Source organism: Fundidesulfovibrio sp. YSD1 (genome assembly GCF_055397115.1).
Genome location: NZ_AP043666.1, coordinates 703,054 through 729,466 on the forward strand (window position 1 = coordinate 703,054; position 26,413 = coordinate 729,466).

Consider the following 26,413-nt stretch of genomic DNA (forward strand, 5'->3'; position numbering starts at 1 on the left):
CGCGTGAACAACAAGAACATCCGCAGAGTCAACGTCGAACAAGACATAGCACTGCAAACACCGCACGAAAAAACGACCACTCCCGTGAGGCATCCAAATACAATCCCCTAATTATTGTAGCCAATCATGCACTGTAAAGATAGGGAATCCCTACTTAACTATGGAGCATACAGGACGGCATACCAAACCGAAATCGTCTGAAACAATCCCCTCAAAAATTGTCCAAACGGATTAATCACGCTACAGCGAAGTTTCTCGTGGCAGGGTTGAAAAATAAGGATCGATGACGAACATGCCCCCTGTTGACGAATTATATAGAATCGGATGACGCCCCCGTCACCCCGCCTCGCGCGCGGCGGTCCACACTCCCGCCGCCACCAGCACCGAGCCGCCCGCGCGGTTGAAAAGCCCGAGCACCTTGGGGCTCACGGCCGCCCGCCTGGCGCTGGCCGCCAGCAGCACGTAGCCGAGCGCGTTCAGAAAGGCCAAGGGCACGAAGGAGGCCCAGACCGCGAGCATCTGTGCGGCCATGTCCGGCCCCGGGGCCATGAACTGCGGCACGAAGGCCACGAAGAAAAGGATCGACTTGGGGTTCAAGGCCGTGACCACGTAGGCCTGGGCGGCCATGCGCGCAGGCGACCCCGCGCCGCCGCCCTGCCCGCCCTTCACCCCCGCCGCGGCCGGGGTCCGCATCATCCTGACGCCCATCCAGACGAGATACAGCGCCCCCGCCCACTTGAGCAGGGTGAACAGGTGCGCGCTGGTCTGCAAAAAGGCCCCGAGCCCCAGAAGCGAACACCCGAGCGCCGTGGCGTCTCCCAGGGCCACGCCGAAAGCGGACCACCACGCCCGCCGGGCGCCGTGCGTCAACGCGAACCCCGCCACCAGAAGCACCGTGGGGCCGGGGATCACCAGCACCACGGCCGAGGCGGCCACGAAGGCCAGCCAGGTTTCCAAAGACATACGTCGCCCTCCGCGCGGACATAGGACAACCGCGCAACAATATTACAATATTGATTGACTAAATTCTCCTGTCCCTACCTTCCGCGCCACTATCGCCCATGCTATCGACTGCCCGGACAGCACAGGAACACATTCTCAATTGAAAAATCGGCAGATCCCATTTCAAAACCTCCATCTCCGATCAACTCAAAGCGGGACATACGCAAAGGCCAAGCCGAAATGGAAAAGAAGACCATCCTTGTTCCCGAAAACTATAAACTCATATTCTCCAATGAAGAGAGAAGCGACAATACGGTCACGTTCTACAGCATCGACTCCTCGAGCGCGTTGATCGAGAGGCTGCTCCCCAGAACCGTAAGGAAACGCTTCCGCTTCAAAAAGTCGATCACTTACAAGTCCCCGCCTGAAAGGGTCAATACTGAAAACGTTTCCGGAATCATCCTCAACTGGAACACCCAGAAAGAAGACCTTCGCCTCCTGCTCTCGCGCCACAAGAACGTCGACTGGATCCACTCCATGCGTTCCGGAGTCGACCATCTTCCCATCGACGAGATCTTCGCCAGGGGCATCAAGCTGACCTCGGGCAAGGGCCTGCGCACGCGGGCCATCGCGGAGTTCGCCATGGGCCTCGTCTACCTGGCCGCCAAGCGCCTGCTCAGGCACACGGACCCGGCGCAGCGCTCCGTGGTCAGGAGCGAACTGCTCAAGTCGGCCGAACTGCTCGTCTTCGGCGCCGGCGCCATCGGGACCGCCATCGCGGAGCTGGCCCGGGCCAACGGCATGCGCGTGACGGGCGTGAGCAGGACCGGGCAAGCCAACGAACACTTCGACAAGGTCATCACCTTCGAGGATTTCCGCCCGGACAAGCTGCGCGCCAGCCACATCGTGGTGTCCGCCCCGCTCACGCCGCTCACGCGCAACTACTTCGACCGGAAGTTCTTCACCGCCATGGCCCACCCCGCGCACCTCGTCAACATCTCGCGCGAGGACCTGGTGGACCCCCACGCCCTTGACGAGGCCCTGCGCGCCGGCAAGGTGCTCTCCGCCAGCATCGACATCCGCGACTCGGCGCACAAGGCGCTCTACGGAAAGCACGGCAACGTCCTGCTCACCAACCACTCCGCGTTCGCGCTGGTCGAGGACTCCGAGGACGTCGTGGAGCGCGCCAGGGAGAACCTGCGCAGCTACCTGGCCGGAGAGGAGCTCCTGGGGGTAGTCTCCGAGTCCGACCGCTATTGAAACCCGCCCGGCACGAAAAAGGGCCGCTCCCCGGCGGGAGCGGCCCTTTCGTTTTCGACCCTCGCGCCTTGCGCGCCCGGCCCTAGTCCCCCAGCACGTAGCTGAAGATGAGCGGCGCGACGATGGCGGCGTCGGAATTGATCATGAACCCTGGGGTGTTGATGTCGAGCTTGCCCCAGGTGATCTTCTCGTTGGGCACGGCCCCGGAGTAGGAGCCGTAGCTCGTGGTGGAGTCGCTGATCTGGCAGAAGTAGGCCCAGAAGGGAGTGTCCTCCAGTTCCAGGTCCTGGATGAGCATGGGCACCACGCAGATGGGGAAGTCGCCGGCGATGCCGCCGCCGATCTGGAAGAAGCCGACGGGGGTCTTCTTCTTGCCCATCTCGATGTACCACTTGGCCAGGTGCTCCATCTGCTCGGTGCCGTGGCGGATGGCGGCGTGGCTCTTCACGTTGCCGCGGATCACCTCGGAGCAGAATATGTTGCCCAGGGTGCAGTCTTCCCAGCCGGGGGTGTAGATGGTCAGGCCCATCTCCTTGGCGGCCAGCACCCAGGAGTGCTCGGCGGGCACCTGGAAGAGCTTCTCGATGCCGGGCTGGTCCAGGAGCTCGTAGATGAACTCGTAGGGGAACTTGGGCGCGTTGTCCTCGGCGGCCTTCTTCCACAGCTTGGCGATGTCGCGCTGCACCTGGCGCAGCACACCCTCGGGGATGCAGGTGTCGGTGACGCGGTTGAAGCCCGCGTCGTAGAGCTCCTTCTCCGCCTCGGGGGAGAGGTCCCTGTAGTGGGGGACCATCTTGTATTCGTTGTGGTTGAAGAGGTTGAAGAGGTCCTCTTCCAGGTTGGCCGCCGTGCAGCAGATGGCGTGGACCTTGCCCGCGCGGATCATGCGCGAGAGGATGATGCCGATCTCGGCGGTGCTCATGGCCCCGGCCATGGTGAGGAACATCTGTCCGCCGTCGTCCAGAAGCGTGTTCCAGGCTCTGGCGGCGTCCAGCGTCTCGCGGGCGTTGAAGTGCCGGAAGTGATGGTCCATGAATGCGCTAATGGTGCTCATTGCCGCTCCTTTGCCGCTCCTCGTGCGCGTGTTCGCGCTTTGGTTGAGGTGAGGAAGTGGTTCTTGGAATGTGTGGTGCTCGCGCACGGTATCGATGAAGCAGCCTTGCGCGGCCGCAGGAACAAGCGGCCACGGGGCTTTCCGGGATGGGATGCCTTTCGGTTGTCACGCCGTGCATTGTCGTTGCCTCTGCCAAAGAATCGTCCGCATACCAGACAAGCGGGCGACGCGTAAAGCCCGCCGGCGGCCCAAACCCGGTTTCCGGAGCGTTTTTTCCGCCATCGGCCGCCCTGCGGGGCTTCGGGTCATTGTTTTGAAACGATTGTCGCGCTACTAAACCGCAATCCTCCACTTTCAGCAAAGAGCCTCCCATGACGAACGCACAGATGCCCTGGCTGGCCCATTACGATTCCGGCGTGCCGGCCAATGTGGACTACCGTGACGAGCCCCTCACGGCCATCCTGGACCGCGCCGTGGAACGCTACCCGGACCGCACGGCCGTGGCCTTCCGCAACTGGCGCATCTCCTACCGCCACCTGCGCGAGCGCGCCGGGAGCTTCGCCTCGGCCTTGCGCTCCATGGGCGTCGAGCGCGGCGACAGGGTGGCGGTCATGCTGCCCAACCTGCCCCAGACCGTGATCAGCTACTGGGGCGCGCTCTACGCCGGGGCCGCGCTGGTCTTCGTCAACCCGCTCTACATGGAGAAGGAGCTCTCGCACATCATCGAGGACTCCGGGGCCAAGGTGCTGGTGGTGCTGGACCTGCTCTGGGCCAGGCACCGCCACCTGCTCTCCGCGTCGAAACTCGAGCGCATCCTGGTCACGCGGGTGAGCGGCTGCCTGGGGTTCCCGCTGAACCTGCTCTACCGGGTGAAGGCCTGGCGCGAGGGCAGGCTGCCGGACATGGCCCTCGACGGCAAGCGGGTGCGCGAATGGAAGACCTGCTTCCCCAAGGCGGCCCTCTTCGACCGGGACTTCGACCCGTCCGAGCAACTGGCCGTGCTCCAGTACACGGGCGGGACCACGGGCGTGTCCAAGGGGGTCATGCTCACGCACCGCAACATGTCCGTGAACGTGCAGCAGTCCCGGGCCATCCTCTACTCCATCGGGGCCGAGCCGGAGATATTTTTGGGGCTCCTGCCCTTCTTCCACATCTACGGCCTGACCGTGAACATCAACTTCGCCACGGACTGCGCGTCCACCATCCTGCCCCTGCCGCGCTTCGATCCGCTGGAGACGCTCAAGGCCATCCACCGTTTCCGGCCCACGGTGTTCCCGGGCACGCCCTCGGTGTACATGGCGCTCCTGCAGCAGAAGGCCCTGCCCAAATACGACCTGAAAAGCGTGCATTGCTGCGTCTCGGGCTCGGCCCCGCTGCCCATGGACGTGATGCGCCGCTTCGCCGAGGTCACCCAGGCCGAGATCATCGAGGGCTACGGCCTGTCCGAGGCCTCGCCCATCACGCACCTGAACCCCTTGCGCGGCAAGCGCAAGCAGGGCTCCATAGGCCTGCCCTTCCCGGACACGGTGGCGCGCGTGGCGGGCCTCTCGGACACGGGCGAAGCCCTGCCCCCGGGCGAACCCGGGGAGCTCCTCATCAAGGGGCCGCAGGTGATGAAGGGCTACTGGAACCGGCCCGAGGACACGGCCGAGGCCCTGAAGGGCGGCTGGCTGCACACCGGGGACGTGGCCGTGATGGACGAGGAAGGCTACTTCTTCATCGTGGACCGCAAGAAGGACATGATCATCTCCGGCGGCTACAACATCTACCCCCGCGAAGTGGAAGAGGTCCTGCACGAGCACCCCAAGGTGCGCGACGTGGCCGCCATCGGCGTGCCGCACCGCACCCGGGGGGAGGTGATCAAGGCCTTCGTGGTCCCCGAACCGGGGCAGACCCTCACCCGCGAGGAACTGCTCGCCTTCTGCAAGGAGAAGCTCGCTTCCTACAAGACGCCGAAATTCGTCGAATTCCGGGACGAATTGCCCAAGACCTTCGTGGGCAAGACCCTGCGGCGCGAGTTGCGCGAGGCGGACCAGGAGCAAGGCCCCAAGGAGCGCACCCCGGCCTAGCGGTTTTCAACGCCCTGTGGCATAGCTCCCCGGCGGAGGAAATCCATGAACTACGACGCCTGCGACGACCTCTTCCACGATCCCGAGGTCGGCCCCAAGCTCCTGGAGCTCACCGACGGCTCCACCTGGGCCAAGGACCTGACCGAGGACGACCTCAGGAAGCTGTGCAAATACCTCCGGCTCTGCCGCCACGAGAAGGGCGGCGTGATCTTCAACGAAGGCGCGCCGGACGACTCCATGGCCATCATCCTCTCGGGCTCCATCGAGATCACCAAGCGCGACGCCTCGCCGGACCAGAAGCCCAAGTGCCTGGTGCGCATCGGCCCCGGGCGCGCCTTCGGTGAGATGGCGCTCATCGAGGGCCCGCCGCGCTCGGCCACGGCCAAGGCCATGGACGACGTGTCGCTTCTGGTGCTCACGCGCGAGAACTACGAGGCGCTCTGCGAGAAGGACGTCAAGCTGGCCCTCAAGCTGACCATCAACATCGCCCGGCTCATCAGCTTCAGGCTGCGCAACACCAGCGTGAAGCTGGTCGAATACCTCTAAGAGCTCAAACAAGACGATTCCACGGAGACATACATGGCGTACAAGGACCTTCAGGAATTCATCAAGGCCATCGAGAAGAAGGGCGAGCTTCGGCGCGTGGGCGTCGAGCTGGACCCGAACCTGGAAATCGCCGAGGTCACGGACCGCGTGAGCAAGTCCGCCGGCCCCGCCGTGCTCTTCGAGAAGGTCAAGGGCAGCCGCTTCCCCGTGCTGACCAACGCCTTCGGCTCGGTGAACCGCATGAACCTCTCCCTCGAGGTCGAGAGCCTGGACGCCCTGGCCGAGCACATCGAGACCTTCCTGGAGATAAAGAAGCCCGGCGGGATCATCGACAAGCTCAAGCTCATCCCCAAGCTGGCCAGGATGGCCAACATCTTCCCCAAGGAAGTCTCCAGCGCCCCCTGCCAGGACGTGGTCTACACCGGCGACGACGTGGACCTCTCCATCATGCCCGTGCTGACCACCTGGCCCGGCGACGCGGGCCCCTTCATCACCCTGCCCCTGGTGATCACCAAGAACCCCGAGACCGGCACGCGCAACATGGGCATGTACCGCATGCAGGTGTTCGACAGGAACACCACGGGCATGCACTGGCACAAGCACAAGGGCGGGGCCTACCACTACCACCTGGCCGAGAAGCGCGGCGAGCGCCTGCCCGTGGCCGTGGCCATCGGCGCGGACCCGGCCGTGACCTACGCCGCCACCGCGCCCATCCCGGACGAGATCGACGAGTTCATCTTCGCGGGCTTTTTGCGCCAGTCCCCGGTGGAGATGGTCAAGTGCAAGACCGTGGACCTGGAAGTCCCGGCCAACGCCCAGTTCGTGCTCGAGGGCTACGTCGAGCCCCGCGAGCGCCGCCGCGAAGGCCCCTTCGGTGACCACACCGGCTACTACTCCCTGGCCGACGACTACCCCGTGTTCCACGTCACGGCCCTGACCCACCGCAAGGACGCCGTGTACCCGGCCACCCTGGTCGGCCCCCCGCCCATGGAGGACTGCTACATGGGCAAGGCCACGGAGCGCCTGTTCTTGCCGCTGATCAAGAAGTCGCTGCCCGAGGTGGTGGACATGAACCTGCCCCTGGAGGGCGTGTTCCACAACCTGTGCTTCGTCTCCATCAACAAGCGCTACCCCGGCCAGACCCGCAAGGTGATGTACGCCCTGTGGGGCATGGGCCAGATGATGTTCACCAAGGTCATCGTCATCGTGGACGCCGAGGTGAACGTGCAGAACGTGAGCGAGGTGCTCTGGCGCATCGGCAACAACGTGGACTGGCGGCGAGACATCGTGGTGGTGGAAGGCCCCACCGACGCCCTGGACCACGCCTGCCCCCTGCCCCACTACGGCGGCAAGATCGGCATCGACGCCACCAAGAAGGGCCCCGAGGAGGGCCACCACCGCGAATGGCCCGACGCCCTGACCATGAGCCCCGAGGTCAAGGCCAGGATCAATTCCATCTGGAAGAGCCTGGGCATCGACTGATCAGGCAAAACCGTTCGACGAGGCATCAGGCCGGGGCGCAGCTGCGCCCCGGCTTTTTTTGCGTCTGCGCGCGCCCGGAAATCACCCCGCAACGACGTATTTCTTCCTTCCCCGCCTTTCTCTCTTCCTCGATCAGTGGCATCCTGCACCCAGAATTCCGCCTCCTCCCGCGCGCGTCCGTGCCCGAGCCGCCGGAGGCCGGGCACAACCGCCCACCGAAAAGGAGCCGGACCATGACCAAGCCGACCAAAAGCGCGGAACAGGCGCGGCTGGACCAGTGCGAAGCAGACGGACAGCAGTGCAAGACGCCCGGGCATCCCTGGAAGCGGTGGGGCCCCTACCTGAGCGAGAGGCAGTGGGGCACGGTGCGCGAGGACTACAGCCCCGACGGCGACGCCTGGAACCATTTCAGCCACGACCAGGCCAGGTCGCGCGCGTACCGTTGGGGTGAGGACGGCCTCGGCGGGATATCCGACCGCAACCAGGTGCTCTGCTTCGCCGTGGCCCTGTGGAACGGCCGCGACCCCATCCTCAAGGAGCGCCTCTTCGGCCTGACCAACAGCGAGGGCAACCACGGGGAGGACGTGAAGGAATACTACTTCTACCTGGACAGCACGCCCACGCACTCCTACATGAAGTACCTCTACAAGTACCCCCAGGCGGCCTTCCCCTACGCCGAGCTGGTGCGCGTGAACGGCTCGCGCTCGCGCCAGGAGCCCGAGTACGAGCTGCTCGACACCGGCGTCTTCGACCAGGACCGTTACTTCGACGTCTTCGTGGAGTACGCCAAGGCATCCCACGAGGACATCCTCGTCAGGATCACCGCGCACAACCGCGGCCCGGAGACGGCCCCCCTGCACGTGCTGCCCACCGTGTGGTTCCGCAACACGTGGTCCTGGCCGGACGGCGGCAGCAAGCCGGTGCTCACGGTTTCGGACGGCGGAGGGATACGCGCGGCCCACACGGACCCCCTGTTCGCGGAGAGCCTGCCCGACTTCATCCTGAGCCTGGAAGGCGAGCCCGAACTTCTCTTCACCGAGAACGAGACCAACAACGAACGCGTCTTCGGCACTCCCAACCTTGGCCCCTTCGTGAAGGACGCCTTCAACGAATACGTGGTCAACGGCCGGGGGGACGCTGTGAATCCTGCCAGAACCGGCACCAAGGCCGCCGCCCGCTACCTCCTGGACATCCCTCCCGGCACGGGCGCCACCATCAGGCTGAGGCTCACGGCGGCCGCGTCCCGCACGGGCGACGGCCCCTTCGGCGCGGGCTTCGACGAACTCTTCGCTCAGAGAATCCGCGAAGCGGACGAGTTCTACACCTCCATCACTCCCCCCCGGGCCATGCCCGACGAGGCCTTCGTGATGCGCCAGGCCCTGGCCGGGATGCTCTGGTCCAAGCAGTACTACTACTTCGACGCCGACAAATGGCTGGAGGAGCACCAGGCTCATCCCCTGCACGGCCAGCAAAAGACGGCGTTCAGGAACAGGGAATGGTTCCACATGGTCAACGACCACGTCATCTCCATGCCCGACAAGTGGGAATACCCCTGGTACGCGGCCTGGGACCTGGCCTTTCACGCCATCGCCCTGTCCTCGGCCGACCCGGGGTTCGCCAAGGAGCAGCTGGAGCTGATGCTGCGCGAGATCTACATGCACCCGAGTGGGCAACTGCCCGCCTACGAATGGAACTTCAGCGACGTGAACCCTCCCGTGCACGCCTGGGCCACGCTTTTTCTCTACCTGACGGAGAAGGCCCTGCACGGGCGGGAGGACGTGGACTTCCTCAAGCGCTCCTTCGCCAGGCTCACCCTGAACTTCACTTGGTGGGTCAACCGCAAGGACCGCTTCGGCAAGAACATTTTCGAGGGCGGGTTCCTGGGCCTGGACAACATAGGCGTGTTCGACCGCAGCGCCCCCCTGCCCACCGGGGGCTACCTGGAACAGGCCGACGGCACCGCATGGATGGCCTTCTTCTGCCAGAACATGACCGAGCTGAGCATCGAGCTGGCCGGTCACGACCCCATCTACGAGGACCTCTGCACCAAGTTCATAGAGCACTTCCTCTGGATCGCCTCGGGCATCAACCGCAAGGGCGAGGACGGCATGTGGGACGAGGAGGACGGGTTCTACTACGACATCCTGCGCCTGCCCGACGGCGGCGCGCGGCGGCTCAAGGTGCGCTCGATGGTGGGGCTCCTGCCGCTTTGCGCGGCCACGGTGATCGAAAAGTGGCAACGCGAACGCATGCCCAGGGTCACAGAGGCGTTCAAGACGCGCCTGACCAGGATGCCCGAACTGCTCGAGTGCATCCACGCCACCGGCCCCGGCCATCTCGGCGTCGAGGACAGGGGCCTCATCGCCCTGGTCAACAAGGAGCGCCTGCGGCGCATCCTGACCCGGATGCTCGACGAGAACGAGTTCTTGAGTCCATACGGCATCCGCGCGCTCTCACGCCACCACCTCGGCCAGCCCTACGTGTTCCGGGTCAACGGCCAGGAGTACAGGGTAGGCTATCTGCCCGCGGAATCGGACAGCGGCATGTTCGGGGGCAACTCCAACTGGCGCGGCCCCGTGTGGATGCCGGTGAACGTGCTGATCATCCGGGGGCTCTTGTCCTACTACAGCTACTACGGGGACACCTTCAGGATCGAATGCCCGACGGGTTCGGGCAGGATGATGAACCTCTTCGAGGTGGCCCGGGAGATCGCCGCGCGCCTCACGCGCATCTTCCTGCGGGGGGACGACGGGCTAAGGCCCGTGTTCGGCGGCAGCGCCAAGTTCCAGCAAGACCCGCACTGGCGCGACCACCTGCTCTTCTACGAGTACTTCCACGGCGACAACGGCGCCGGGATCGGGGCGAGCCATCAGACGGGGTGGACCGGGCTGGTGGCCAAGCTGATCGAGTTGTTCGGCCTCACGGACGCGGAGAGTTTCCTGCGACTGGGCAAGCATGGCGCGTTCAGCAAGGGGGCGAAGAGCCCCCAGGGCAGGAAGGGAAGCTGAGGAGGGGCAAGAAACCGGGGAGGCGCCGCCTCCCCGGAAAATCAGGGTTTGAGGGTGCGGCGGCGAGTGGGGATCTCGATGCCGTACTTCTGGATCTTGTAGTTGAGCGCCCTGCGGCTGACCCCGAGCAGCGGGGCCGCGTCCTTCTGCACCCAGGCGGATTTCTCCAGGGCCCGGATGATGGCCTGCTTCTCGCTCTCGTCCAGGGACATGGCCTCGTCGCCGTGGTGGACCCTGGAAGCCGGGGCCAGTTGGAGGTCGCGCGGGGTGAGCACGCCGCCCTGGCAGAGCACCACGCCCGCCTCGATGGCGTTTTTCAGCTCGCGGATGTTTCCTGGCCAGGCGTAGTTGGCCATGAAGTCGTATGTTTCCTGGGGGATGCGCACCTGCTCCAACCCCTGGGACTTGCAGAACGACGCGGCGAAATGCGCGGCCAGAAGCGGGATGTCCTCCTTGCGCTCGCGCAGGGGGGGCACGTTTATGGTCACCACGCGCAGGCGGTAGTAGAGGTCCTCGCGGAAGGTGCCCTCGGCCACATCCTGGGCCAGGTCGGCGTTGGTGGCGGCCACAACGCGGCAGTCCACGGCGATCTCGCGCGTGTCGCCGATGCGCCTGATCTTGCGGTTCTCCAAAAAGCGCAGCAGGCGAAGCTGCATCTCGGTGGAGATGTTGCCGATCTCGTCCAGGAAGAGCGTGCCCTTGTGGGCCTCCTCGATGAGGCCCTTCTTGTCGCGCACGGCGTGGGTGAAGGAGCCCTTCACGTGGCCGAAGAGCTCCGACTCCAGGAGCGTGGCCGGGGTGGAGCCGCAGTCCACCACCACCAGCGGGTGCTCGTGGCGCGGGCTCAGTTCGTGCAGCAGGTGTGCGATGCGCTCCTTGCCGGTGCCGGATTCGCCCAGCAGCAGGACGCTCACGTCGCGCGGGGCCACCTTCTCCACCATCTGGGCCAGCTCGCGCATCCTGGGCGAGCGCGTCTCCCACATGCCGCCGGAGCGGGGCGCGGCCGGGGCGGGGGCCACGAAGCTCGTGCCCGGGCCGGCCTTGGCCAGGACCTTGCTGACCTTCTCCAGGAGTTCGCGGCCCTCGAAGGGCTTGGTCAGGTAGTCCACGGCCCCGCTCTTGATGGCGGTCACCGCGTCCTGGATGGAGCCGAAGGCCGTGAGGAAGATGATGGGCAGGTTGGGCGCGGTCTTCTCCAGGCGCGCCTGGAGCTCGAGCCCGTCCAGGCCCGGCATGCGCACGTCGGAGATCACCAGGTCCACGGGGGTGCGCTCCAGGATGTCCAGGGCCTGCCTGCCGTCCGAAGCCAGGATGACCTCGTACCCGGCCGAGCCCAGCCGCACGTCCAGGACTTCCTGGATGTGCGGGTCGTCGTCGGCCACGAGGATGGTCTTGCGGAGCTTGGTCGCTGCCATGTCTACTGCGACATCTTCTTCTTGGCCTGGATCTCCCGGTGGATGGCTTCCAGGGCTTTGATCTGCCTTTGCAGCTGCAACACTTCCTTTTCCTTTTCCTGCAAACGCCTGGAAAGTTCAAGCTCGCCGGTGCCGGGCTGCTTGGGCTGCGGCTTGGCTGCCTCCCTGGCCGCCCCGTCCCTGGCGGGCGCGAAGAGCTTGGGGTTGGAGAGGAAGGGGCCGAGCATGCGCGCGTCCACCTCGGCGGGCTCGCCCATGGCCGAGAGCTCCCAGTCGCGCCAGGCGTTTCGCGCGGCCACGAGGTCCTCCTCGGTCCTGGCGGAGGCCAGCCTGGAGCAGGCCAGGCCGAACAGGGCCTTGGAGCGGAGCGTCTTGTCCTCTCCGCCCGAGGCCAGATTGCCGAACAGGGCGACGGCGGTCCTGTAGTCGCCGGTCCAGAAGGCGCTGAGGCCCCTGGCGTAGGCGGAGTCGGCGTCCAGGTTCTCGATCCCGGCCACGGCCGGGGCCGCGCCCTCGCCCTCCTGCAAAGCGGGCTTGTGCGGCGCGCAGGCGCTCATGGCGAGCAGGAGGAGCACCGCCAAGGCGGCGGGGCCGAAGGTTGCGTTCACGGGTGTGGGTTGCGCGCGCATGTCACTGTATCTCCCTGGAGATGGGTATCGTAAAGAAAAAGGTGCTGCCCCGCCCGGGCCGGCTGGAGAGCCAGATCTTGCCCCCGTGGGCCTCCACGATGTTCTTGGCGATGGAGAGCCCGAGCCCGATGCCGTCGGCGGATTTCTTGAGCATCTCGCCCCGGTAGTACTTGTTGAACACCAAAAGCTGCTCGGCCTCGGGGATGCCCGGCCCGGAATCGACCACGGAGAACAAAAGCTGGTTGCCCCCGTCGGCCAGTTGGAGCGAGGCCTCCACGGTGGAGCCCGGCGGCGAGAACTTAACCGCGTTGCCGATGAGGTTCAAAAGCGCCTGGCGCAAGTGCTCGGTGTCGGCCATCACGGACGGGATGTCCGGCAGCACGTGGGCGTTGATGGTGATCTTCTTGGCTTCGGCCGCCGGGGAGGCCTTGTCCACGGTCTCGTGGAGCAGGTGCACGGGGTCCACGGGCCTGAAGCTCAGCGTGACGAAGCGCGAGGACATGCTGGTGACCTGCATGAGCCTGGCCAGGAGCTTGGAGATGCGCTCGAGTTCGGAGGAGGCGATGTCCAGGAAACGCTTCTGGCGCTCGCTGACCTCGCCCAGAACCTGCTCGCGCATGAGGTTCACGGATTCGCGGATGGAGGTCAGGGGCGTGCGGATCTCATGGCTCAGCATGTCGATGAAGTCCGACCGCATCTTCTCCTCCTCCTTGAGCCTCGCGGTCATCTCGTTGAAGGCCTGGGCCAGCTCGCCAAGCTCGTCGCGCGAGATCACGCGCACGGATTCGAGCTTGCCGTCCTGGGTGAAGGCCCGGATGCCGCGGCTGAGCTCGCGCAGCGGGCGGAAGATCGAGTAGGTCAGGTAGGCGCTGCCAAGGAGCGCCACGGCCATGGACACGCCCAGTCCCACCATGCCCGCGCGCACGGAGCGCTCGCTCCAGGCGTAGAGCTCGCGCATGCTCGATTCCACGAAACGCTCGTTCTCCTGCTTGGCCTCGAAGATGATCCCCAGCCATTCGTTCAGCTTCTCCTGGGGCACCCAGGGCGGCTGCGCCTTCATGAGCGCGGACGGGTCGGCCACGTCCGGGAAGGTCTGCTGGAAGTCCTCCTGGAGCTTGGCCCACACCTCGGAGCCCGGGTAGCTGAACCACTGGATGGAGTAGAGGTTGCGCCGGTACTCCCGGAAGGCCGAGGCGAAGTATTCCTTGTAGTTGTCCTGGCGCAACACCTCGTACTTTTTCTGGTTTTCCTCCATGGAGAGCAGGCTGTCCACCATGGTCTGGGAGAACGAGAGCACCTCGAAGCGCACCTTCACCACCTCGCGGGAGATGTTCACGATCCCCTTCTGGTAGTCGAAGATGTTCGAGGTGGTGAAGTAGATGATCACCAATATGGAGGTGAAGACCAGGATCAGCTTGAAGAGGATGCCGATCCTCAGGTAGCGAGGTCGAGTGGGGAAACGCATGGTCTTTTGGTGGTCCGCTCCGTGACGGGGCGGACCATACGCCCAAAGCCCCCGGCGGGCAATCACTTGGCCCCGAAAAGTTCCTTCTCGAATTCGTGCGGGCGGCGCAGGTTGGCCACTGCGACCTTCTGGCCCGAGCCCATGACCATGATCACCTTGCCGTAGCCCAGCACCGAGCCCAGAAACCCGGTGCAGGCGCGCACCGACTCGATGCGAGCCAGGTCCAGCGAGGAGAGCGAGCCCGAGAGCACGTCGTGCTGGATCACGCGCTTGCCGGTGATGATCACCTTGTTGCTGAAGAAGCTCAAAAGCCTGGCCAGCCCCAAAAGCCCGAAGACCGTGGCCAGGGTGAAGCACGCGCCCTTCACGGTCCAGTTGACGACCGGCGGCAGGATCTTCTTCAGGTCCTCGGGCGGGGTGAACTGCGCGGCCTTGAGGATGGGGTCCTTGTAGGCCAGCACCAGCGCGGCCAGGGCGAAGTAGATGGCGGCCTTGATGAAGACGGCCCAGTGTTTCTTGGTCAGGTAGAGGATCTGCTCGTCTTGGGCCAGGACGCGTTTGGGGTCCATGCTCTCGCTCCGGTTGGATTCTGGGATTCGCCGCGAGGGACAACATAGACCAGGCACGCGGCTAGTGTAAAGAATCGAAGGGATTGAAGCCCCTGTCGGGAGCGCCGGGAGTTCGGATAGAAAAAGCCGATGGACCGAGGTTTGCTTTTCGCGACGGGCTGATTATACTTTGCGGATAACGCCGGACAGGAGAGACCCATGCTCGACGCCCTTCTCTTCCTCGCCATCATCGTGGGCGGGGCCATCCTGGTGAACAAGCTGTTCCCGAAGATCGAAGGCGGCGGGGGCTGAATCCCGCGCATCGGCCCGGACTTCGGTTCGAAGTCCGACAAGAACGACTCATGCAAGTAGGGCCCAGGCCCAGGCTGCGAGCGTAAGAGCGGCCGCGAGGCACCCCAGCCACGGAGAGAGCGCGCGGCCGCCGCCTTTCGAGCGCTCCGTGCCCAGGCCGTGGGCGAGCCCCAGGGCCAGCCCCACACCGAAGCCCATGAAGTGCCCGGCCAGGTCGATGCGCCGGGACTGCTCTTCGTCGCCCACCCCGAGAAACGCCAAAATCATGAGCCCGGCCGCGAACGGCAGGGCGCGCTTCCAGCTCAAGTCCCGCCCCAGGCGCACCACCCGAATCCCGGCCAGCACGCCGAGCGCCGCGAACACGGCCGTGGACGCGCCCAGGAAACGAAAGCCCGGCCCCTGCAGGGCCACCTTGGCCACGTTGGCCAGCACCCCGGCCGTGAGCGACAGGAACCACGCAGTGCCGAGCCCGGCCTGCCTGGCCAAAAGCACGAGAAACGTCCCGCCCAGGCAGACGTTGCCCATCAGGTGCGCCACGTCCGCGTGCAGGGTCAGGGCCGTGAGCGCCCGCCACCACTGGCCCCGGGCCATGAGCGAGGTGTCGCCCCCGCCCAGGCGGTGGAAGTCCGTCATGAACGCGCCCAGGGTGTTCTCGGCCCCGGTCATGGTCAGGAAAACGGTCACCGCGCCGAGGCTCCAGAGCACGCCGGGCAGCTCGCGCCACACGGCCTCGCGCGAGGCTCTGAAGTCCGGCAGGCCGGGCGGCTCGGGCGGGTTCTCGCGCAGGTAGGCCGAGAGCTCGGCCAGGGCCTCGTCCTCGCGCGAGGGCGGCACCAGGAGCCTGAGCCCCGGATACCCCTGCCTGACGCGGTGCGGCACGCGCCTGGAATAGAGCACCAGCGACCACTGCCTGGCCGTCTCCGGGCCAAGCTCGGCAAGCCCCGCGCGCTCGAGCAGCGGCGGGGCCACGTCGATCCAGGAGGGCCTGCGGGTGGCGGCGGGATGGTTCAGCGCTTCGCTCCGAAATGTCTCTTTGCGGACGGGGCGGCCTCTGCTAGGAAGGCCCTGACCATCCGTGAGGGAAACCAGGACAGCCATGGAAAACAAGGAACAGATATATTCGTTCTTCCTGCTCGGGATTCTGGCGATATCGCTCTATTTCGCCTTCCTGGTGCTCAGGCCTTTCGTCCACGACATTTTCATCGCCATCATCCTGGCCTCGCTGCTGCACCCCGCGCACCAGAAGCTCAAGCAGCGCCTGAACAACCGCGGCACCCTGGCCGCGCTGTGCTCCACGGCCCTGGTCACGCTGGTGCTCATCGTGCCCATGTTCCTGGTCTCGGCCGCCCTGGCGGGCCAGGCGGCGCGGTCCATCTCGAGCCTGCAGGCCTGGCTCAAGGACACGCACCTGGAGCTCTGGCTCAAAAGCGAGACCTTCGCGCCCTACCTCGAGTGGCTTCAGAACACCTTCCCCTGGCTGGAACTGGACCTCTCCAAGATCGACTTCAAGGGCAGCCTCCTGGACCTCTCCAAGAACGTGGGCCAGATGTCCATCGACCTGGGCACGAGGCTTCTGGGCAACACCGTGGGCGTGCTGCTCAACTTCCTGATCATGCTCTTCGTGCTCTTCTTCCTGTTCCGCGACGGCGAGTCCATGCTCGTGCAGCTCAAGCACCTCTCGCCCCTGCACGACGCCCAGGAGGACCGCATCCTGCGCAAGATGCGCGACGTGGCCCGCTCCGTGGTGGTGGGCAGCTTCCTGGTGGCCATCTGCCAGGGCGTGGCGGGCGGCATCGGCCTGGCCATCGTGGGGGTCCCGGCCTTCTTCTGGGGCGCGATGATGGGCTTCGCCTCGCTGGTGCCCGTGGTGGGCACCATGCTCGTCTGGGGGCCCACGGCCCTCTACCTGCTCATCATGGGCGACGTGAAGGGCGCGATCATCATCTCCGCCTGGGGCATGATCATCGTCTCGGGCATCGACTCGGTGCTCAGGCCGCTGCTCATGCAGGGCCAGGCCCAGATGTCCACCTTCTGGGTGTTTCTCTCCATCATCGGCGGCATCAAGTACTTCGGGCCGCTGGGCATCCTTTACGGCCCCATGGTCCTGGCCCTGGCCATGGTCATGCTGGCCATCTACTCCGACGAATACAGCGAGATGCTCGCGGCCAAGTGCGTCCCGCCCGAGGGCGACGCGGATCAGCCCTGAAAAGCCCCCTCCCCTCCCTCGCCGCGCGGGGAGCCGGGGCCCGGATCCTTCCTACTTCGCCGGGGCCCACTCCTGGCGCAATTGCTTCAGCAGGGCGTCCGCCTCGGGCACGCCCTTGCGGGCCATGGCCCACACGCGCACGGCCCTGTTGGCCGGGATGTGCTGGTTGGCCGGGTCCTGGTAGAAGGCGTCGAGCCCCTCCACGACTTCCTTGAGCGAAAGCCCGAAGAAGAACCGGCTGGTGTTGTAGTCGAAGGTCACCTGGGCCTTCTCCACGCAGGCTCGGTCCTCCTTGTAGAGGACGATGCTGCCCTTGGAGAGCGTGGGCATGGTGAACTCGTTGCCCGTGGTCACGCCGTCCAGAAGCCCGGTGACGTATGAATATTTCCAGCTCTCGCTGCGCGCGCGCCAGTCGTTGCCGTCCCGTTCGGACTGGGCGTGGGACGCCGCCGCCGCAACGAGCAGGAGAAAACTGACGATGACGATGATGAGACGCATGAGGCCGACCTCCCTGTGGTGTGGCCGCGTAGGTATCAGGGGCTGACGGCGCTGGCAACAGGCGCGGGCTTCCTCAGGGCGGCGCGGCCCATGAACCTGGGCGGATGATCGAGCAAGCCCTCGAAAAGCTCCAGGATTTCATAGTCCGCGAACCAGCCCGCAAGCTCCCCGCGCTTAAGCAGGTGCTCCGGGTTGCGGGGCCTACCGTAGGCCTCCTGGCCCTCCAGGAAGGTTTCGTAGAGGAGCATCCCGCCGGGCTTCAGGCAGGCCTTGAGCGCGGGGATGAGCGGGCGGTGCAGGTAGCGGAAGACCAGCACCGCGCCGAAGCGCTCCGCCCCGAAGGACGGGGGCTCGGGGGTCTCCAGGTCCATGCGGGTGAACCGCGCGTTTCCCGGCCTGCCGAGCTCATCGAGGCTCGCCAGGGCCTCGTCCGAACGGTCCACCATGAGCACCTCGGCCCCGAAGGCGGCCAGGTGCAGCCCGTTGCGCCCGTCGCCGCAGGCCACGTCCAGCACCGGCCCGAGGCGCGCCGCCTCAAGGAGCGCGCCGCGCCAGCGCACGAGGAACTCCGAGGCCCTGGCCGCCGCGCCCGAGACCGCGCCACCGTCCATCAGCGCCCGGCCTGCTGCGGCGGGGCCTTGGCGGCGCGCCCGGCGGGGGGAAGGGTCAATCGGGCCGGCAATGATCGCATGTGTCCTCCAAGTCGGAAGGTTCGGGATTCAGGCCCCTATTCCACGGACCGGGCAGCGTTGCCAAGGCCGTCCGCCCTGCTGTTGGCTGCTCGCGGGCCGCATCCGCATTGACAGCAGTACACCGGTCATCCTTGTCCTCCTGCACGCCGTTCCCTGTTGTTTTCCTGGAAACTCACTTGCATTCCAATGGAAATTGCTGCATCCCTGCTTTACGGTCATCATGCTGTACTGGAGGGATGTATGAACGGGAAAGCACGTACCACCAGATGGCGCGCCCAGCAGGTGGCGGAAGGTGGCAAGCCCATAGGTGTGACGCTCACACCGGCTGCGGCGCAAGCGCTGCAGTCCTTGCAGGCGACGTTCAACTGGTCGCAGCGAGAAGTCATTTCCCTGGCCCTCGAAATCGCGGCTGGAAATCCCGAGCTCTTGCACGGAGCCGGGAACATCGATGAAGATCCCGGCGAGCCCGTTTCCCGCAGGCTCAGCGCGCTGGAGCAGCGCCTGAAGCAGCTGGAAGCGGCCGTGTCCGGCAGTTCCGGCAGGAGCGGACGCAACGGGGGAACGGACGCGGCATCCGCCGGAAAGCAGGAGCTCATCGCCTTCACGGCCCGGCAGATGATGGAACACGGCGAACGCATGTCGCGCGTGCGGCTCTACTCGCTGGCCAAGGAGCACGGCGTCCCCGTGCCGTCCACTCAGCACGAGTACAACGTGTTCATTTCCTATCACATGGACGTCATCCGCGACCTCATGCGGCGCATGAAGGAGCGCACGCACTAGGCGCCTCACCCCCTGACCGGGCCTGCCGCCATCAGGTAGAGAAGCCCGGCCCCGGAAGGCAGGCCCAGCACTTCGGCGGCCTCGTCGTCGTAGAAGGCCCCCACCCCGCACGCCCCCAGCCCCAGGGATTCCGCGGCCAGGTAGAGCCTGTGCCCGAGGCGTCCCGCGTTCTGAAGCGCCGCGCGGTATCCCCGCGAGCCCAGGCACGGGTCCAGCTCGGAAAAGTCGGCGAAGAAGAGCACGTGCACGGCCGCGTCGCGCATCCACAGCTGGTCCAGGCAGATGTGCGCCATGGCGGGCCTGATGTTGCCGTCGCGGCGAAGCCCCAGGCGGGCGTTTCTCCTGTCCAGAATAAAGTGCCCCGGCGCGAGCCCCGCCTCCCCTCCAGCGAGCAGGCCCACCCCGCAGGCGTCCTCGGCCGGATGCCCGGTCCGGGCGTACAGCGGCGCGCCGAGCGTGGCCAGCGCGCGCGAGATCGCCGGGGCCGAGAGGCCGGAGGCGATGAAATTGCGCCTGGAGCGCCTGGCGGCCATGGCGGTGAAGAGCCCAATGCGCTCCGGAGGGACCGGCCCGGGCCGCTCCTGGGCCCAGGTGAGGTCCGCGCCGAGCCGGGAGCCGGCGGGCGAAGGCATGGCCGCCTGGAGGCGCTGCACGTTGGCGCATTCGGCGTGAACACGGGCCAACTCCCCGGGCACGGGGTCCAGGGCCGCGCAACGGCTCAAGCGCTCGGCCCCGGGAACGATCTCCCCGGGCGGCCCGGGCGCGGCCTCGTCGTGGCCGCAGGCGGCCCGGACCACGCACAGGCAGCCCTCCCGGTCCGGGTCCAGGCCGAGAAAAGCGGCCACGCGGGCGTCGTCGAAGTCGAGCTCCGCCGAGGAAGCCGCGCCCAGCGCGCCGAAGCCCAGCACGAGGCCCTCGCACACGTGCCCGGCGTCCAGGTTCAGGTAGCGGTAGGCCCGGGCGCGGTATTTCCAGGCGCTGCGGAAGAAGATCGCCGTGACGAACACCAGCGCCTCCCCGGGCATGCGCGAGTTCGCTGGAAGGCCCAGGTCCTGCGGCCCGGGGAAGCCCGGGCGCAGGAGCGACAGGCCGTGGCGCGAGACGTCGTAATGGAAGAGCCCGGCCGGAAGCTCACCCGAGCCGGGCCAGGCCAGGTAGACCTCGCAGGGGTAGAGCGCGCCCGCCGAGGGGCAGGCCCGGTAGAGAAGCTCGCGGCCCCGGTGGCTGGAAGCCCGCGTGAGCCCGGCGGCGTGGAAGAGCGCCGCGCCCAGGGCGTCGGCGCGAAGGGGCGCGGGGGCGGCCGGGGCTCGCAGGGCCTGCCAGAGGGTCGCGCGGGGCAGGTCCATGTCGCGCGGCAAGGCGAAATGAGCGGCCCCCTCGTAGCTCTTGAACGTGGAGGGCTGGTTCACCCAGTCGAGGCCCATGCCGGAGAGCCGTCCCCGGCGGTGGAACACTGCCTCGTGGTAGAGGCGCGGGGAGATCACCACGCCCAGTCCCGCAACACCCCCACGCCCGTGAACACCTGCGCGGCCGCCAGCGCGGCCATGGTGACGTTCCCGGCGGCGTGCGCCAGGGCCAGGGGGTTGCCGCGCTTGCGCGTCCTGTCCAGGGAGAGCCCGGTCAGGGTGCCGAAGGCGGCCAGGGCGAGGATGAACCCGGCGAGCACGGCGTGCGCTCCGGTCTTGAGCGGGGCGGACCACTGGGTCCAGGTGAAGAAGAGCCCGCCGCATGCGCCCAGGGCGAACACGCCCATGACCGTCTTGCCCAGGCGCACGTGGCGCTTCCAGGGGAAGACCCCCTTGCCGCCATAGCGCGTGGCCATGAGCCTGACGATGCCCAGTCGCAGGACGTAGAGCATGACAAGCACCGCCAGGAACATCAGCGTGGGATGGATGTAGAGCATGGTGGCCTCCGGGCGCGGGCCGGTTGCCAAGCAGGCTTGCGCCGGGTACTGTGATCCTCTTGCCCGCCCGCCCCCGGGACGAGCGGAGTATTATATTTTTTTACGTGATCCCATGGGTATTTGCAACCACCCCTTCGATGATTGGAAGGCCCGCGCCCTGGCGGACGCCCCGCTCGGCGCGGCCGAGCTCGCCCGCTTGGCCGCCGACGTGGCCGAGGCCCGGGGCGTCGCGGCCCGGGCGCTCTTCGCCGCGGCCCGCGACGTCCGCGTTAAGCGCCTCGGCCGCTCGGTCAGCCTCTGCGCCATCGTCAACGCCAAGAGCGGCCGCTGTTCCGAGAACTGCGCCTTCTGCGCCCAGTCCGCCCACTTCGACACCGGAGCCCCCGAGCACCCCTTCCTGGACCTGGAGGAGATCGGCCGCGCGGCCCGGGCCATGCGCGAGGCGGGAGCGCGGCGCTTCGGCATCGTCACCAGCGGGCTCACCCCCTCGGGGGGGGACTTCGAGCTCCTCAGGCAGGCCGTCAGCCTGGTGGATTCGCTGGGCATGCAGGCCGACGCCTCCTGCGGCGTGCTCACGGCGGACCAGCTGGGCGAGCTCAAGCGGGCCGGGCTCAAGGCCTACCACCACAACATGGAGACCGCGCGCAGCTTTTTCCCGCAGATCTGCACCACCCACGACTACGAGGACGACGTCGCCGCCGTGCGCGACGCCGTGGCCCTGGGCCTGCACGTCTGCTCGGGCGGCATCTTCGGCCTTGGCGAGAGCTGGGAGCAGCGAGCGGAACTGGGGGCCACCCTGCGCGAACTCGGCGCGCACTCCATCCCCGTCAATTTCCTGCACCCCATCCCGGGCACGCCCATGGGCTCGCGCATCCCCCTGGAGCCGGAAGAGGCGCTCAAGGTGGTTGCCATGCTGCGCTTCATCGCACCCGGGGCGCACATCCGCATCTGCGGCGGCCGCCAGACCGTGTTCGGCCAGGAGCGCGGCCTCGAACCGCTGGAAGCCGGGGCAAGCGGGATCATGATCGGCGACTACCTGACCACGCGCGGCCTGGACGCGGCCCGCGACCGCCAGGGCATCCTCGACGCAGGGTGGGATATCTCGGATGACTGATCCCCTTGAGCGCTACCGGGAAACGCTCTCCCGGATCGAGGCCGCGCACCGCCTGCGCCGCACGCGCGTGTTCGACCCGCGCGACGCATCCGTCCTGAACGCCTCCTCCAACGACTACATGGGACTCTCCAGGCACCCGGCCTGCATCGCCCGGGCCTGCGAGTTCGCCAGCGCCTGGGGCGCGGGCTCCGCGTCGTCGCGGCTCATCTGCGGCACGCTGCCCCCGCACGAGGAACTGGAGGCCAAGCTGGCCCGGCTCAAGGGCAGCGAGGCCGCGCTGGTCATGGGGTCCGGCTTCCAGACCAACGCCTCGGTCATCGCCGCGCTTTTGGACAAGGGAGCGCTCGGGTCCGAGCCGCTGGTCTTCGCGGACAGGCTCAACCACGCCAGCATGCACGAGGGCGTGCGCCTCTCCGGGGCGCGCCAGCAGCGCTACCGCCACCTGGACATGGACCACCTGGAGTCGCTCCTGAAGAAAAGCGCGGACAAGCCCGGGGCACGGTTCATCCTCTCGGAGACGGTCTTCTCCATGGACGGCGACCGCGCCGACGTGGACGCCCTGGCCTCGCTGGCCGGGCGCTTCGGGGCCTTCCTCTACCTGGACGAGGCCCACGCCGTCGGCGTGCTCGGGCGTTCGGGCATGGGCCTGGCCGCCGGGGCCAGGATCGAACGCGGGCTCGTCATGGGCACGTTCAGCAAGGCGCTCGGCAGCTACGGGGCCTACGTGTGCTGCGCGGCCGAAGTGCGCGAGTACCTGGTCAACCGCGCGCCCGGGTTCATCTTCTCCACCGCCCTGCCCCCGGCGGCGCTCGGGGCCGCGGACGCGGCCCTGGACCTCCTGCCCGGCATGGAGCGCGAGCGCCAGGCCCTTCTCGCCGGGGCCGGGAGGCTTCGCGAGAGGCTCGCCAACGCGGGCCTGGACACGGGGGCGTCCTCCACGCAGATCGTGCCCGTGACCGTCGGCGAGGAATCGCGCGCCCTTGAGGCCATGCAGGCCCTCAAGGAAGAAGGCGTCCTGGCCGTGGCCGTGCGCCCGCCCACGGTGCCCCCGGGATCGAGCAGGCTCCGGCTCTCGCTCACGGCCCTGCACACCCAGGCCGACCTGGAGCGGCTGGCCGTGGCCGTGCCCAGGGCCGTCAGGAGCGCATCGTGAAGCGCCCGAGGCTTCTCTTCCTGCACGGCTGGGCCTTCGGCCCCTCCTTCTGGGACCCGCTGGCCGCGCTCTTGCCCGAATATCCGGCGCGCAGGCTGGATCTCGGCTTCTTCGGCCCCGAGGACCTGGACTTCTCCCCGGCCCCCTCGACGCCCACCTTGGCCGTGGGCCATTCGCTGGGGGTCATGCTCCTGTTGGCCCAAAAACCCTCGCCATTCGACGCGCTCATAAGCCTGGGCGGCTTCACGCGCTTCGGCGTCGCCCCCGGCCCTGTCCGGGCCATGCGCCGGGGCCTTGGACGCGACCCGGGCGCGGTGCTCGCTGGGTTCTACAGGTCCTGCGGGCTGCCCGAGGCCAATTTCCCCGCCACGGCCACGGCCAGGGCGGACCGGCTGGCCTGGGGCCTGGACCAGCTCCTGGAGCGCGACGAGGCGGCGGCCCTGGCAGACCTGGGCAAGCCCCTGCTGGCCGTGGGCGCGCGAGACGACGCCGTGGTCTCCCCGGAGAACGCCCGGGCATCCTTCGGCGAAGGCGTCACCCTGCTGCCCTCGGGCGGACATGCCTTCCCCTTCACGCGCGCCCGAGAATGCGCCGGGTTCGTGCGCGCCTTCCTGGAGAGTCTTTGAGCTCCCGCGCCGGGCTCATCAGCCGGGCCTTCGGCAAGGCCCGCGACTACGACCGCCACGCCACGGCCCAGGCCGCCTCGGCCCGCAGGCTGGCGGAGCTGGCGCTCGCGCGAGGGGTCGCGCCCGGGGCGCGCGTGCTGGACATGGGCTGCGGCACGGGAGCCCTGGCCGCGCATCTTCTGGCCTCGGGCCTGCCGGGCCGCTACGTCTGCGCGGACATCTCGCCGGACATGCTTGCCCGGGCCGCGCGAAGGCTCGAAGGAGCAACCCCGCGCCCGCTTCTTGCGGCCATGGACGCGCTTGAGCCCGCGCTCAAGCCGGGTTTCACGCTCATCGCCTCCAGCATGGCCCTGCACTGGGCCCAGGACATGAAGGCCGCCCTGGCCTCGCTCTGGGGGCTCCTGGCCCCGGGCGGGCTCCTGGCCGTGGCCATCCCCGGGGAGGGAACCTTCGCGCCCTGGCGCGCGGCGCACGAGGCCCTGGGGTTTTCCTGCGGGCTTCGGGAGTTCCCTTCGGCCACGTCTCTTACGGCCATGTTCCCGGGCGGGGCGGAAATCTTCGAGGAACACTTCAGCCTGGGGCTCTCCCGGGCGCTCGAGCTGCCCAGGCACCTGAAGGCCGTGGGCGGCTTCGTGCCCAGGCCGGGGCACGCCCCGCTCACGCCCGGGCGGTTCCGGGCGGTGCTCTCCCGCCTGGACGCGGACTGGGCCAACGTGGGGCCGGGGCTCGGCTACCACGTGCTCTTCGCCCTGGCGTCGCGCCCCGCTCTGGGGTAGACCCCAGCGCATGAAAGGCTATTTCGTCACCGGTACCGGCACCGGCGTCGGCAAGACCGTGGTGAGCGCGCTTCTCTGCGCCGCTCTGGACGCCCACTACTTCAAGCCCATCCAGACCGGGCCCGACTCCGACACCGCCGAGGCCGCGCGCCTGGCCGGGCTCGACCCCTCGCGCTTCACGCCCCCGGCCGTGCATTTGAAGGCCCCGCTCTCCCCGCTCCAGGCCGCCGGACTCGAAGGCGCGACGCTCGACGTCGCCGCCGTCCCCCTGCCCGAGGTCTCCCGCCCCCTGGTGGTGGAGGGCGCGGGCGGGGCGCTGGTGCCCATCGCGCCCGGGCAGGACATGACCACGCTCATGATCCGACTGGGCCTGCCGGTGATCGTCGCCGCGCATTCGGGCCTGGGCACGGTGAACCACACCCTGCTCACCCTGGAGGCCCTGCGCCTGCGCGGCCTGGACGTGGCCGGGGTGGTGCTGGTGGGCGCCCCCGAGCCCAAAAACCGCCGCGACATCGAGGAACTCGGGCGCGTGCCCGTGATCGCCGAGATCCCCCGGCTGGACCCGCTCACGCCCGAAGCCCTGCGCGCCCTCATCCCCTCGCTTCGCCTGCCCGTGGACCAGGAGCCCGGGGACGTGCTCGACTGGGACCGCGAGCACGTCTGGCACCCCTTCAGCCAGGCGGCCACCGCGCCAGCGCCCATGCAGGCCGTGCGCGGACGGGGCGCGAGGCTGTACACGGCGGACGGCCGCGAGCTCATCGACCTTGTGGCCTCCTGGTGGGTGAACCCGCACGGCCACGCCCACCCGGACGTGGCCCGGGCCGTTGCCAGCCAGGCCGCCACCCTGGAGCAGGTGCTCTTCGCGGACTTCACCCACGAGCCCGCCGCCCGGCTGGCCAAGGCCTTGGCGGACATGCTGCCCGGGGGGCTAAAGCGCGTGTTCTTCTCGGACAACGGCTCCACGGCCGTGGAGGTGGCGCTCAAGATGGCCGCCCAGTACTGGCGCAACCAGGGCCGCCCGGAGCGCGCCCGCATCGCGGCCTTCCAGGGCGGCTACCACGGCGACACCGTGGGGGCCATGTCCGTGGGCCTGTCCTGCGGGTACTACAAGGGCTTCGAGCCCTGGACCTTCACCGTTGATTTCCTGCCCTACCCGGCCACGTGGTCCGGCGACGCCGAGGCGGACCAGAAGGAGGCCACGGCCCTGGCCGTGGCGGAGAACTACTTCGCGGTGCACGCCGGGACCGTGGCGGCCGTGCTCATGGAGCCTTTGGTGCAGGGCGCTTCGGGCATGCGCATGGTCCGCCCCGGCTTCGTGCGCGAGGCCGCGCGCCTGGCCAGGCAGGCCCAGGCGCTGGTGATCTTCGACGAGGTCATGACCGGGTTCGGGCGCACCGGGACCATGTTCGCCTGCCAGCGCGCCCAGGTCAACCCGGACATCATCTGCCTGGCAAAGGGGCTGACCGCCGGTTTCCTGCCCATGGCCGTCACCGTGGCCACGGAAACGATCTACCAGGGGTTCCTGGGCGAAACCTTCGACCGGGCCCTGGCCCACGGCCACTCCTTCACGGCCAATCCGCTGGGCTGCGCGGCCGCCCTGGCCGGGCTTGAGATATTTAAGAGGGAGCGGACGCTCACGCGCGTGAAGGCCCTGGAGGACGTGCACGCAGAGCGCCTTCAGGCGCTCGCGCACGCATCGGGGCTCGCCAAGCCGCGCTGGGCCGGGTCAATCGGCGCGGTGGAGCTCACCGGGGGGGACAAGGGCTACGGGGCCCAGGTGGGAGCGAGGCTCAAGAAGTTCTTCCTGGAGAGGGGATACTACGCCAGGCCGCTCGGCGAGGTGTTCTACGTGCTGCCGCCCTTCTGCCTGGCCCCTGAGGAGCTCCACGGGGCCTACGACTGCCTGGAGGCGTTCCTCAAGGACGGTTGAGGCGC

24 protein-coding genes are annotated in these 26,413 nt (G+C 67.5%); 12 read left to right on the forward strand and 12 right to left on the reverse strand.

Annotated elements, in window-relative coordinates:
- Nucleotides 1-336: 336 nt before the first annotated feature.
- Both ACZ5V4_RS03295 and ACZ5V4_RS03300 read right to left on the reverse strand, forming a co-directional pair.
- Nucleotides 337-963, reverse strand: coding sequence for a LysE family translocator (locus ACZ5V4_RS03295; RefSeq protein ID WP_464316753.1), 627 nt, complete (start codon nt 961-963; stop codon nt 337-339).
- 186 nt (nt 964-1,149) lie between these two features.
- Nucleotides 1,150-1,476, reverse strand: a complete 327-nt coding sequence (locus ACZ5V4_RS03300; protein WP_464317858.1) for a hypothetical protein — start codon at nt 1,474-1,476, stop codon at nt 1,150-1,152.
- On the opposite strand from ACZ5V4_RS03300, the gene ACZ5V4_RS03305 reads away from it, so the two are divergent.
- Nucleotides 1,441-2,202, forward strand: coding sequence for an NAD(P)-dependent oxidoreductase (locus tag ACZ5V4_RS03305; RefSeq protein ID WP_464317804.1), 762 nt, complete (start codon nt 1,441-1,443; stop codon nt 2,200-2,202). The two genes, ACZ5V4_RS03300 and ACZ5V4_RS03305, sit on opposite strands and share 36 nt — an antisense overlap.
- 82 nt (nt 2,203-2,284) lie before the next feature.
- Here ACZ5V4_RS03305 and ACZ5V4_RS03310 read toward each other — a convergent pair whose 3' ends face one another.
- Nucleotides 2,285-3,256 (reverse strand): deoxyhypusine synthase family protein, encoded by a 972-nt coding sequence (locus tag ACZ5V4_RS03310; protein ID WP_464316754.1) that lies wholly within the window; start codon nt 3,254-3,256, stop codon nt 2,285-2,287.
- 371 nt (nt 3,257-3,627) lie between these two features.
- On the opposite strand from ACZ5V4_RS03310, the gene ACZ5V4_RS03315 reads away from it, so the two are divergent.
- The 4 genes from ACZ5V4_RS03315 to ACZ5V4_RS03330 all read left to right on the forward strand — a co-directional run bounded on the left by ACZ5V4_RS03315 (nt 3,628) and on the right by ACZ5V4_RS03330 (nt 10,361).
- Complete coding sequence (locus ACZ5V4_RS03315) at nt 3,628-5,325, forward strand: long-chain-fatty-acid--CoA ligase (protein ID WP_464316755.1); 1,698 nt, start codon at nt 3,628-3,630, stop codon at nt 5,323-5,325.
- 45 nt (nt 5,326-5,370) lie between these two features.
- A complete protein-coding gene (locus ACZ5V4_RS03320) occupies nt 5,371-5,871 on the forward strand; it encodes a cyclic nucleotide-binding domain-containing protein (protein WP_464316756.1) in 501 nt (166 codons plus the stop codon).
- A gap of 33 nt (nt 5,872-5,904) precedes the next feature.
- Nucleotides 5,905-7,353 carry a menaquinone biosynthesis decarboxylase gene (locus ACZ5V4_RS03325; RefSeq protein ID WP_464316757.1) on the forward strand — a complete coding sequence of 483 codons (1,449 nt, stop codon included), beginning with the start codon at nt 5,905-5,907 and terminating at the stop codon, nt 7,351-7,353.
- A gap of 233 nt (nt 7,354-7,586) precedes the next feature.
- The gene (locus ACZ5V4_RS03330; protein ID WP_464316758.1) at nt 7,587-10,361 is read left to right on the forward strand and encodes an MGH1-like glycoside hydrolase domain-containing protein; all 2,775 of its coding nucleotides are present in this window, start codon (nt 7,587-7,589) and stop codon (nt 10,359-10,361) included.
- A 41-nt stretch (nt 10,362-10,402) separates the two neighbouring features.
- Here the strand turns inward: ACZ5V4_RS03330 and ACZ5V4_RS03335 are convergent, their stop codons facing one another.
- From ACZ5V4_RS03335 to ACZ5V4_RS03355, 5 genes are all read right to left on the reverse strand, one after another.
- Nucleotides 10,403-11,776: a sigma-54-dependent transcriptional regulator gene (locus ACZ5V4_RS03335; RefSeq protein ID WP_464316759.1), complete on the reverse strand. Its 1,374-nt coding sequence runs from the start codon at nt 11,774-11,776 to the stop codon at nt 10,403-10,405.
- A 2-nt stretch (nt 11,777-11,778) separates the two neighbouring features.
- Entirely contained in the window at nt 11,779-12,405 is a 627-nt protein-coding gene (locus ACZ5V4_RS03340) for a hypothetical protein (protein ID WP_464316760.1), read from the reverse strand.
- A gap of 1 nt (nt 12,406) precedes the next feature.
- Nucleotides 12,407-13,870 carry a HAMP domain-containing sensor histidine kinase gene (locus ACZ5V4_RS03345; RefSeq protein ID WP_464316761.1) on the reverse strand — a complete coding sequence of 488 codons (1,464 nt, stop codon included), beginning with the start codon at nt 13,868-13,870 and terminating at the stop codon, nt 12,407-12,409.
- A gap of 62 nt (nt 13,871-13,932) precedes the next feature.
- Complete coding sequence (locus tag ACZ5V4_RS03350) at nt 13,933-14,439, reverse strand: PH domain-containing protein (RefSeq protein WP_464316762.1); 507 nt, start codon at nt 14,437-14,439, stop codon at nt 13,933-13,935.
- A 339-nt stretch (nt 14,440-14,778) separates the two neighbouring features.
- Entirely contained in the window at nt 14,779-15,699 is a 921-nt protein-coding gene (locus ACZ5V4_RS03355) for a rhomboid family intramembrane serine protease (RefSeq protein ID WP_464316763.1), read from the reverse strand.
- A gap of 127 nt (nt 15,700-15,826) precedes the next feature.
- Between ACZ5V4_RS03355 and ACZ5V4_RS03360 the strand changes: the two genes are divergently transcribed.
- The gene (locus ACZ5V4_RS03360; protein WP_464316764.1) at nt 15,827-16,936 is read left to right on the forward strand and encodes an AI-2E family transporter; all 1,110 of its coding nucleotides are present in this window, start codon (nt 15,827-15,829) and stop codon (nt 16,934-16,936) included.
- Nucleotides 16,937-16,987: 51 nt separating this feature from the next.
- Here the strand turns inward: ACZ5V4_RS03360 and ACZ5V4_RS03365 are convergent, their stop codons facing one another.
- Both ACZ5V4_RS03365 and ACZ5V4_RS03370 read right to left on the reverse strand, forming a co-directional pair.
- A complete protein-coding gene (locus ACZ5V4_RS03365; protein ID WP_464316765.1) occupies nt 16,988-17,434 on the reverse strand; it encodes a hypothetical protein in 447 nt (148 codons plus the stop codon).
- 35 nt (nt 17,435-17,469) lie between these two features.
- Nucleotides 17,470-18,045 carry a class I SAM-dependent methyltransferase gene (locus ACZ5V4_RS03370; protein WP_464316766.1) on the reverse strand — a complete coding sequence of 192 codons (576 nt, stop codon included), beginning with the start codon at nt 18,043-18,045 and terminating at the stop codon, nt 17,470-17,472.
- Nucleotides 18,046-18,366: 321 nt separating this feature from the next.
- Between ACZ5V4_RS03370 and ACZ5V4_RS03375 the strand changes: the two genes are divergently transcribed.
- Nucleotides 18,367-18,906, forward strand: coding sequence for a hypothetical protein (locus ACZ5V4_RS03375; protein WP_464316767.1), 540 nt, complete (start codon nt 18,367-18,369; stop codon nt 18,904-18,906).
- 5 nt (nt 18,907-18,911) lie between these two features.
- On the opposite strand, the gene ACZ5V4_RS03380 is transcribed toward ACZ5V4_RS03375, so the two are convergent.
- Nucleotides 18,912-20,390, reverse strand: coding sequence for a SagB/ThcOx family dehydrogenase (locus ACZ5V4_RS03380; RefSeq protein ID WP_464316768.1), 1,479 nt, complete (start codon nt 20,388-20,390; stop codon nt 18,912-18,914).
- Nucleotides 20,387-20,809 carry a DUF4079 family protein gene (locus ACZ5V4_RS03385; protein WP_464316769.1) on the reverse strand — a complete coding sequence of 141 codons (423 nt, stop codon included), beginning with the start codon at nt 20,807-20,809 and terminating at the stop codon, nt 20,387-20,389. Before ACZ5V4_RS03385 ends, ACZ5V4_RS03380 begins: the two co-directional genes overlap by 4 nt.
- 112 nt (nt 20,810-20,921) lie before the next feature.
- Here ACZ5V4_RS03385 and bioB point away from each other — a divergent pair, with 112 nt between their 5' ends.
- The 5 genes from bioB to bioA are packed head-to-tail and all read left to right on the forward strand — an operon-like array spanning nt 20,922 to nt 26,408.
- Nucleotides 20,922-21,923 (forward strand): biotin synthase BioB, encoded by a 1,002-nt coding sequence (gene bioB, locus ACZ5V4_RS03390; protein WP_464316770.1) that lies wholly within the window; start codon nt 20,922-20,924, stop codon nt 21,921-21,923.
- Nucleotides 21,916-23,076 carry an 8-amino-7-oxononanoate synthase gene (bioF, locus tag ACZ5V4_RS03395; RefSeq protein ID WP_464316771.1) on the forward strand — a complete coding sequence of 387 codons (1,161 nt, stop codon included), beginning with the start codon at nt 21,916-21,918 and terminating at the stop codon, nt 23,074-23,076. The genes bioB and bioF overlap by 8 nt, the downstream gene beginning before the upstream one ends.
- Nucleotides 23,073-23,702: an alpha/beta fold hydrolase gene (locus ACZ5V4_RS03400; RefSeq protein ID WP_464316772.1), complete on the forward strand. Its 630-nt coding sequence runs from the start codon at nt 23,073-23,075 to the stop codon at nt 23,700-23,702. Before bioF ends, ACZ5V4_RS03400 begins: the two co-directional genes overlap by 4 nt.
- Complete coding sequence (locus ACZ5V4_RS03405) at nt 23,699-24,478, forward strand: methyltransferase (protein ID WP_464316773.1); 780 nt, start codon at nt 23,699-23,701, stop codon at nt 24,476-24,478. The genes ACZ5V4_RS03400 and ACZ5V4_RS03405 overlap by 4 nt, the downstream gene beginning before the upstream one ends.
- A gap of 10 nt (nt 24,479-24,488) precedes the next feature.
- Nucleotides 24,489-26,408 (forward strand): adenosylmethionine--8-amino-7-oxononanoate transaminase, encoded by a 1,920-nt coding sequence (gene bioA / locus ACZ5V4_RS03410; RefSeq protein WP_464316774.1) that lies wholly within the window; start codon nt 24,489-24,491, stop codon nt 26,406-26,408.
- The last annotated feature ends 5 nt before the right edge of the window (nt 26,409-26,413 follow it).

Excerpts from the sequence above, each read along its gene's own strand:
- bioA (WP_464316774.1), top strand. The coding sequence starts at position 24,489 with ATGAAAGGCTATTTCGTCACCGGTACCGGCACCGGCGTCGGCAAGACC.
- ACZ5V4_RS03335 (WP_464316759.1), bottom strand. The coding sequence starts at position 11,776 with ATGGCAGCGACCAAGCTCCGCAAGACCATCCTCGTGGCCGACGACGAC.
- bioF (WP_464316771.1), top strand. The coding sequence starts at position 21,916 with ATGACTGATCCCCTTGAGCGCTACCGGGAAACGCTCTCCCGGATCGAG.
- ACZ5V4_RS03345 (WP_464316761.1), bottom strand. The coding sequence starts at position 13,870 with ATGCGTTTCCCCACTCGACCTCGCTACCTGAGGATCGGCATCCTCTTC.
- bioB (WP_464316770.1), top strand. The coding sequence starts at position 20,922 with ATGGGTATTTGCAACCACCCCTTCGATGATTGGAAGGCCCGCGCCCTG.
- ACZ5V4_RS03315 (WP_464316755.1), top strand. The coding sequence starts at position 3,628 with ATGACGAACGCACAGATGCCCTGGCTGGCCCATTACGATTCCGGCGTG.
- ACZ5V4_RS03340 (WP_464316760.1), bottom strand. The coding sequence starts at position 12,405 with ATGCGCGCGCAACCCACACCCGTGAACGCAACCTTCGGCCCCGCCGCC.
- ACZ5V4_RS03385 (WP_464316769.1), bottom strand. The coding sequence starts at position 20,809 with ATGCTCTACATCCATCCCACGCTGATGTTCCTGGCGGTGCTTGTCATG.
- ACZ5V4_RS03325 (WP_464316757.1), top strand. The coding sequence starts at position 5,905 with ATGGCGTACAAGGACCTTCAGGAATTCATCAAGGCCATCGAGAAGAAG.
- ACZ5V4_RS03330 (WP_464316758.1), top strand. The coding sequence starts at position 7,587 with ATGACCAAGCCGACCAAAAGCGCGGAACAGGCGCGGCTGGACCAGTGC.
- ACZ5V4_RS03295 (WP_464316753.1), bottom strand. The coding sequence starts at position 963 with ATGTCTTTGGAAACCTGGCTGGCCTTCGTGGCCGCCTCGGCCGTGGTG.
- ACZ5V4_RS03375 (WP_464316767.1), top strand. The coding sequence starts at position 18,367 with ATGAACGGGAAAGCACGTACCACCAGATGGCGCGCCCAGCAGGTGGCG.
- ACZ5V4_RS03320 (WP_464316756.1), top strand. The coding sequence starts at position 5,371 with ATGAACTACGACGCCTGCGACGACCTCTTCCACGATCCCGAGGTCGGC.
- ACZ5V4_RS03365 (WP_464316765.1), bottom strand. The coding sequence starts at position 17,434 with ATGCGTCTCATCATCGTCATCGTCAGTTTTCTCCTGCTCGTTGCGGCG.
- ACZ5V4_RS03370 (WP_464316766.1), bottom strand. The coding sequence starts at position 18,045 with ATGGACGGTGGCGCGGTCTCGGGCGCGGCGGCCAGGGCCTCGGAGTTC.
- ACZ5V4_RS03350 (WP_464316762.1), bottom strand. The coding sequence starts at position 14,439 with ATGGACCCCAAACGCGTCCTGGCCCAAGACGAGCAGATCCTCTACCTG.
- ACZ5V4_RS03360 (WP_464316764.1), top strand. The coding sequence starts at position 15,827 with ATGGAAAACAAGGAACAGATATATTCGTTCTTCCTGCTCGGGATTCTG.
- ACZ5V4_RS03310 (WP_464316754.1), bottom strand. The coding sequence starts at position 3,256 with ATGAGCACCATTAGCGCATTCATGGACCATCACTTCCGGCACTTCAAC.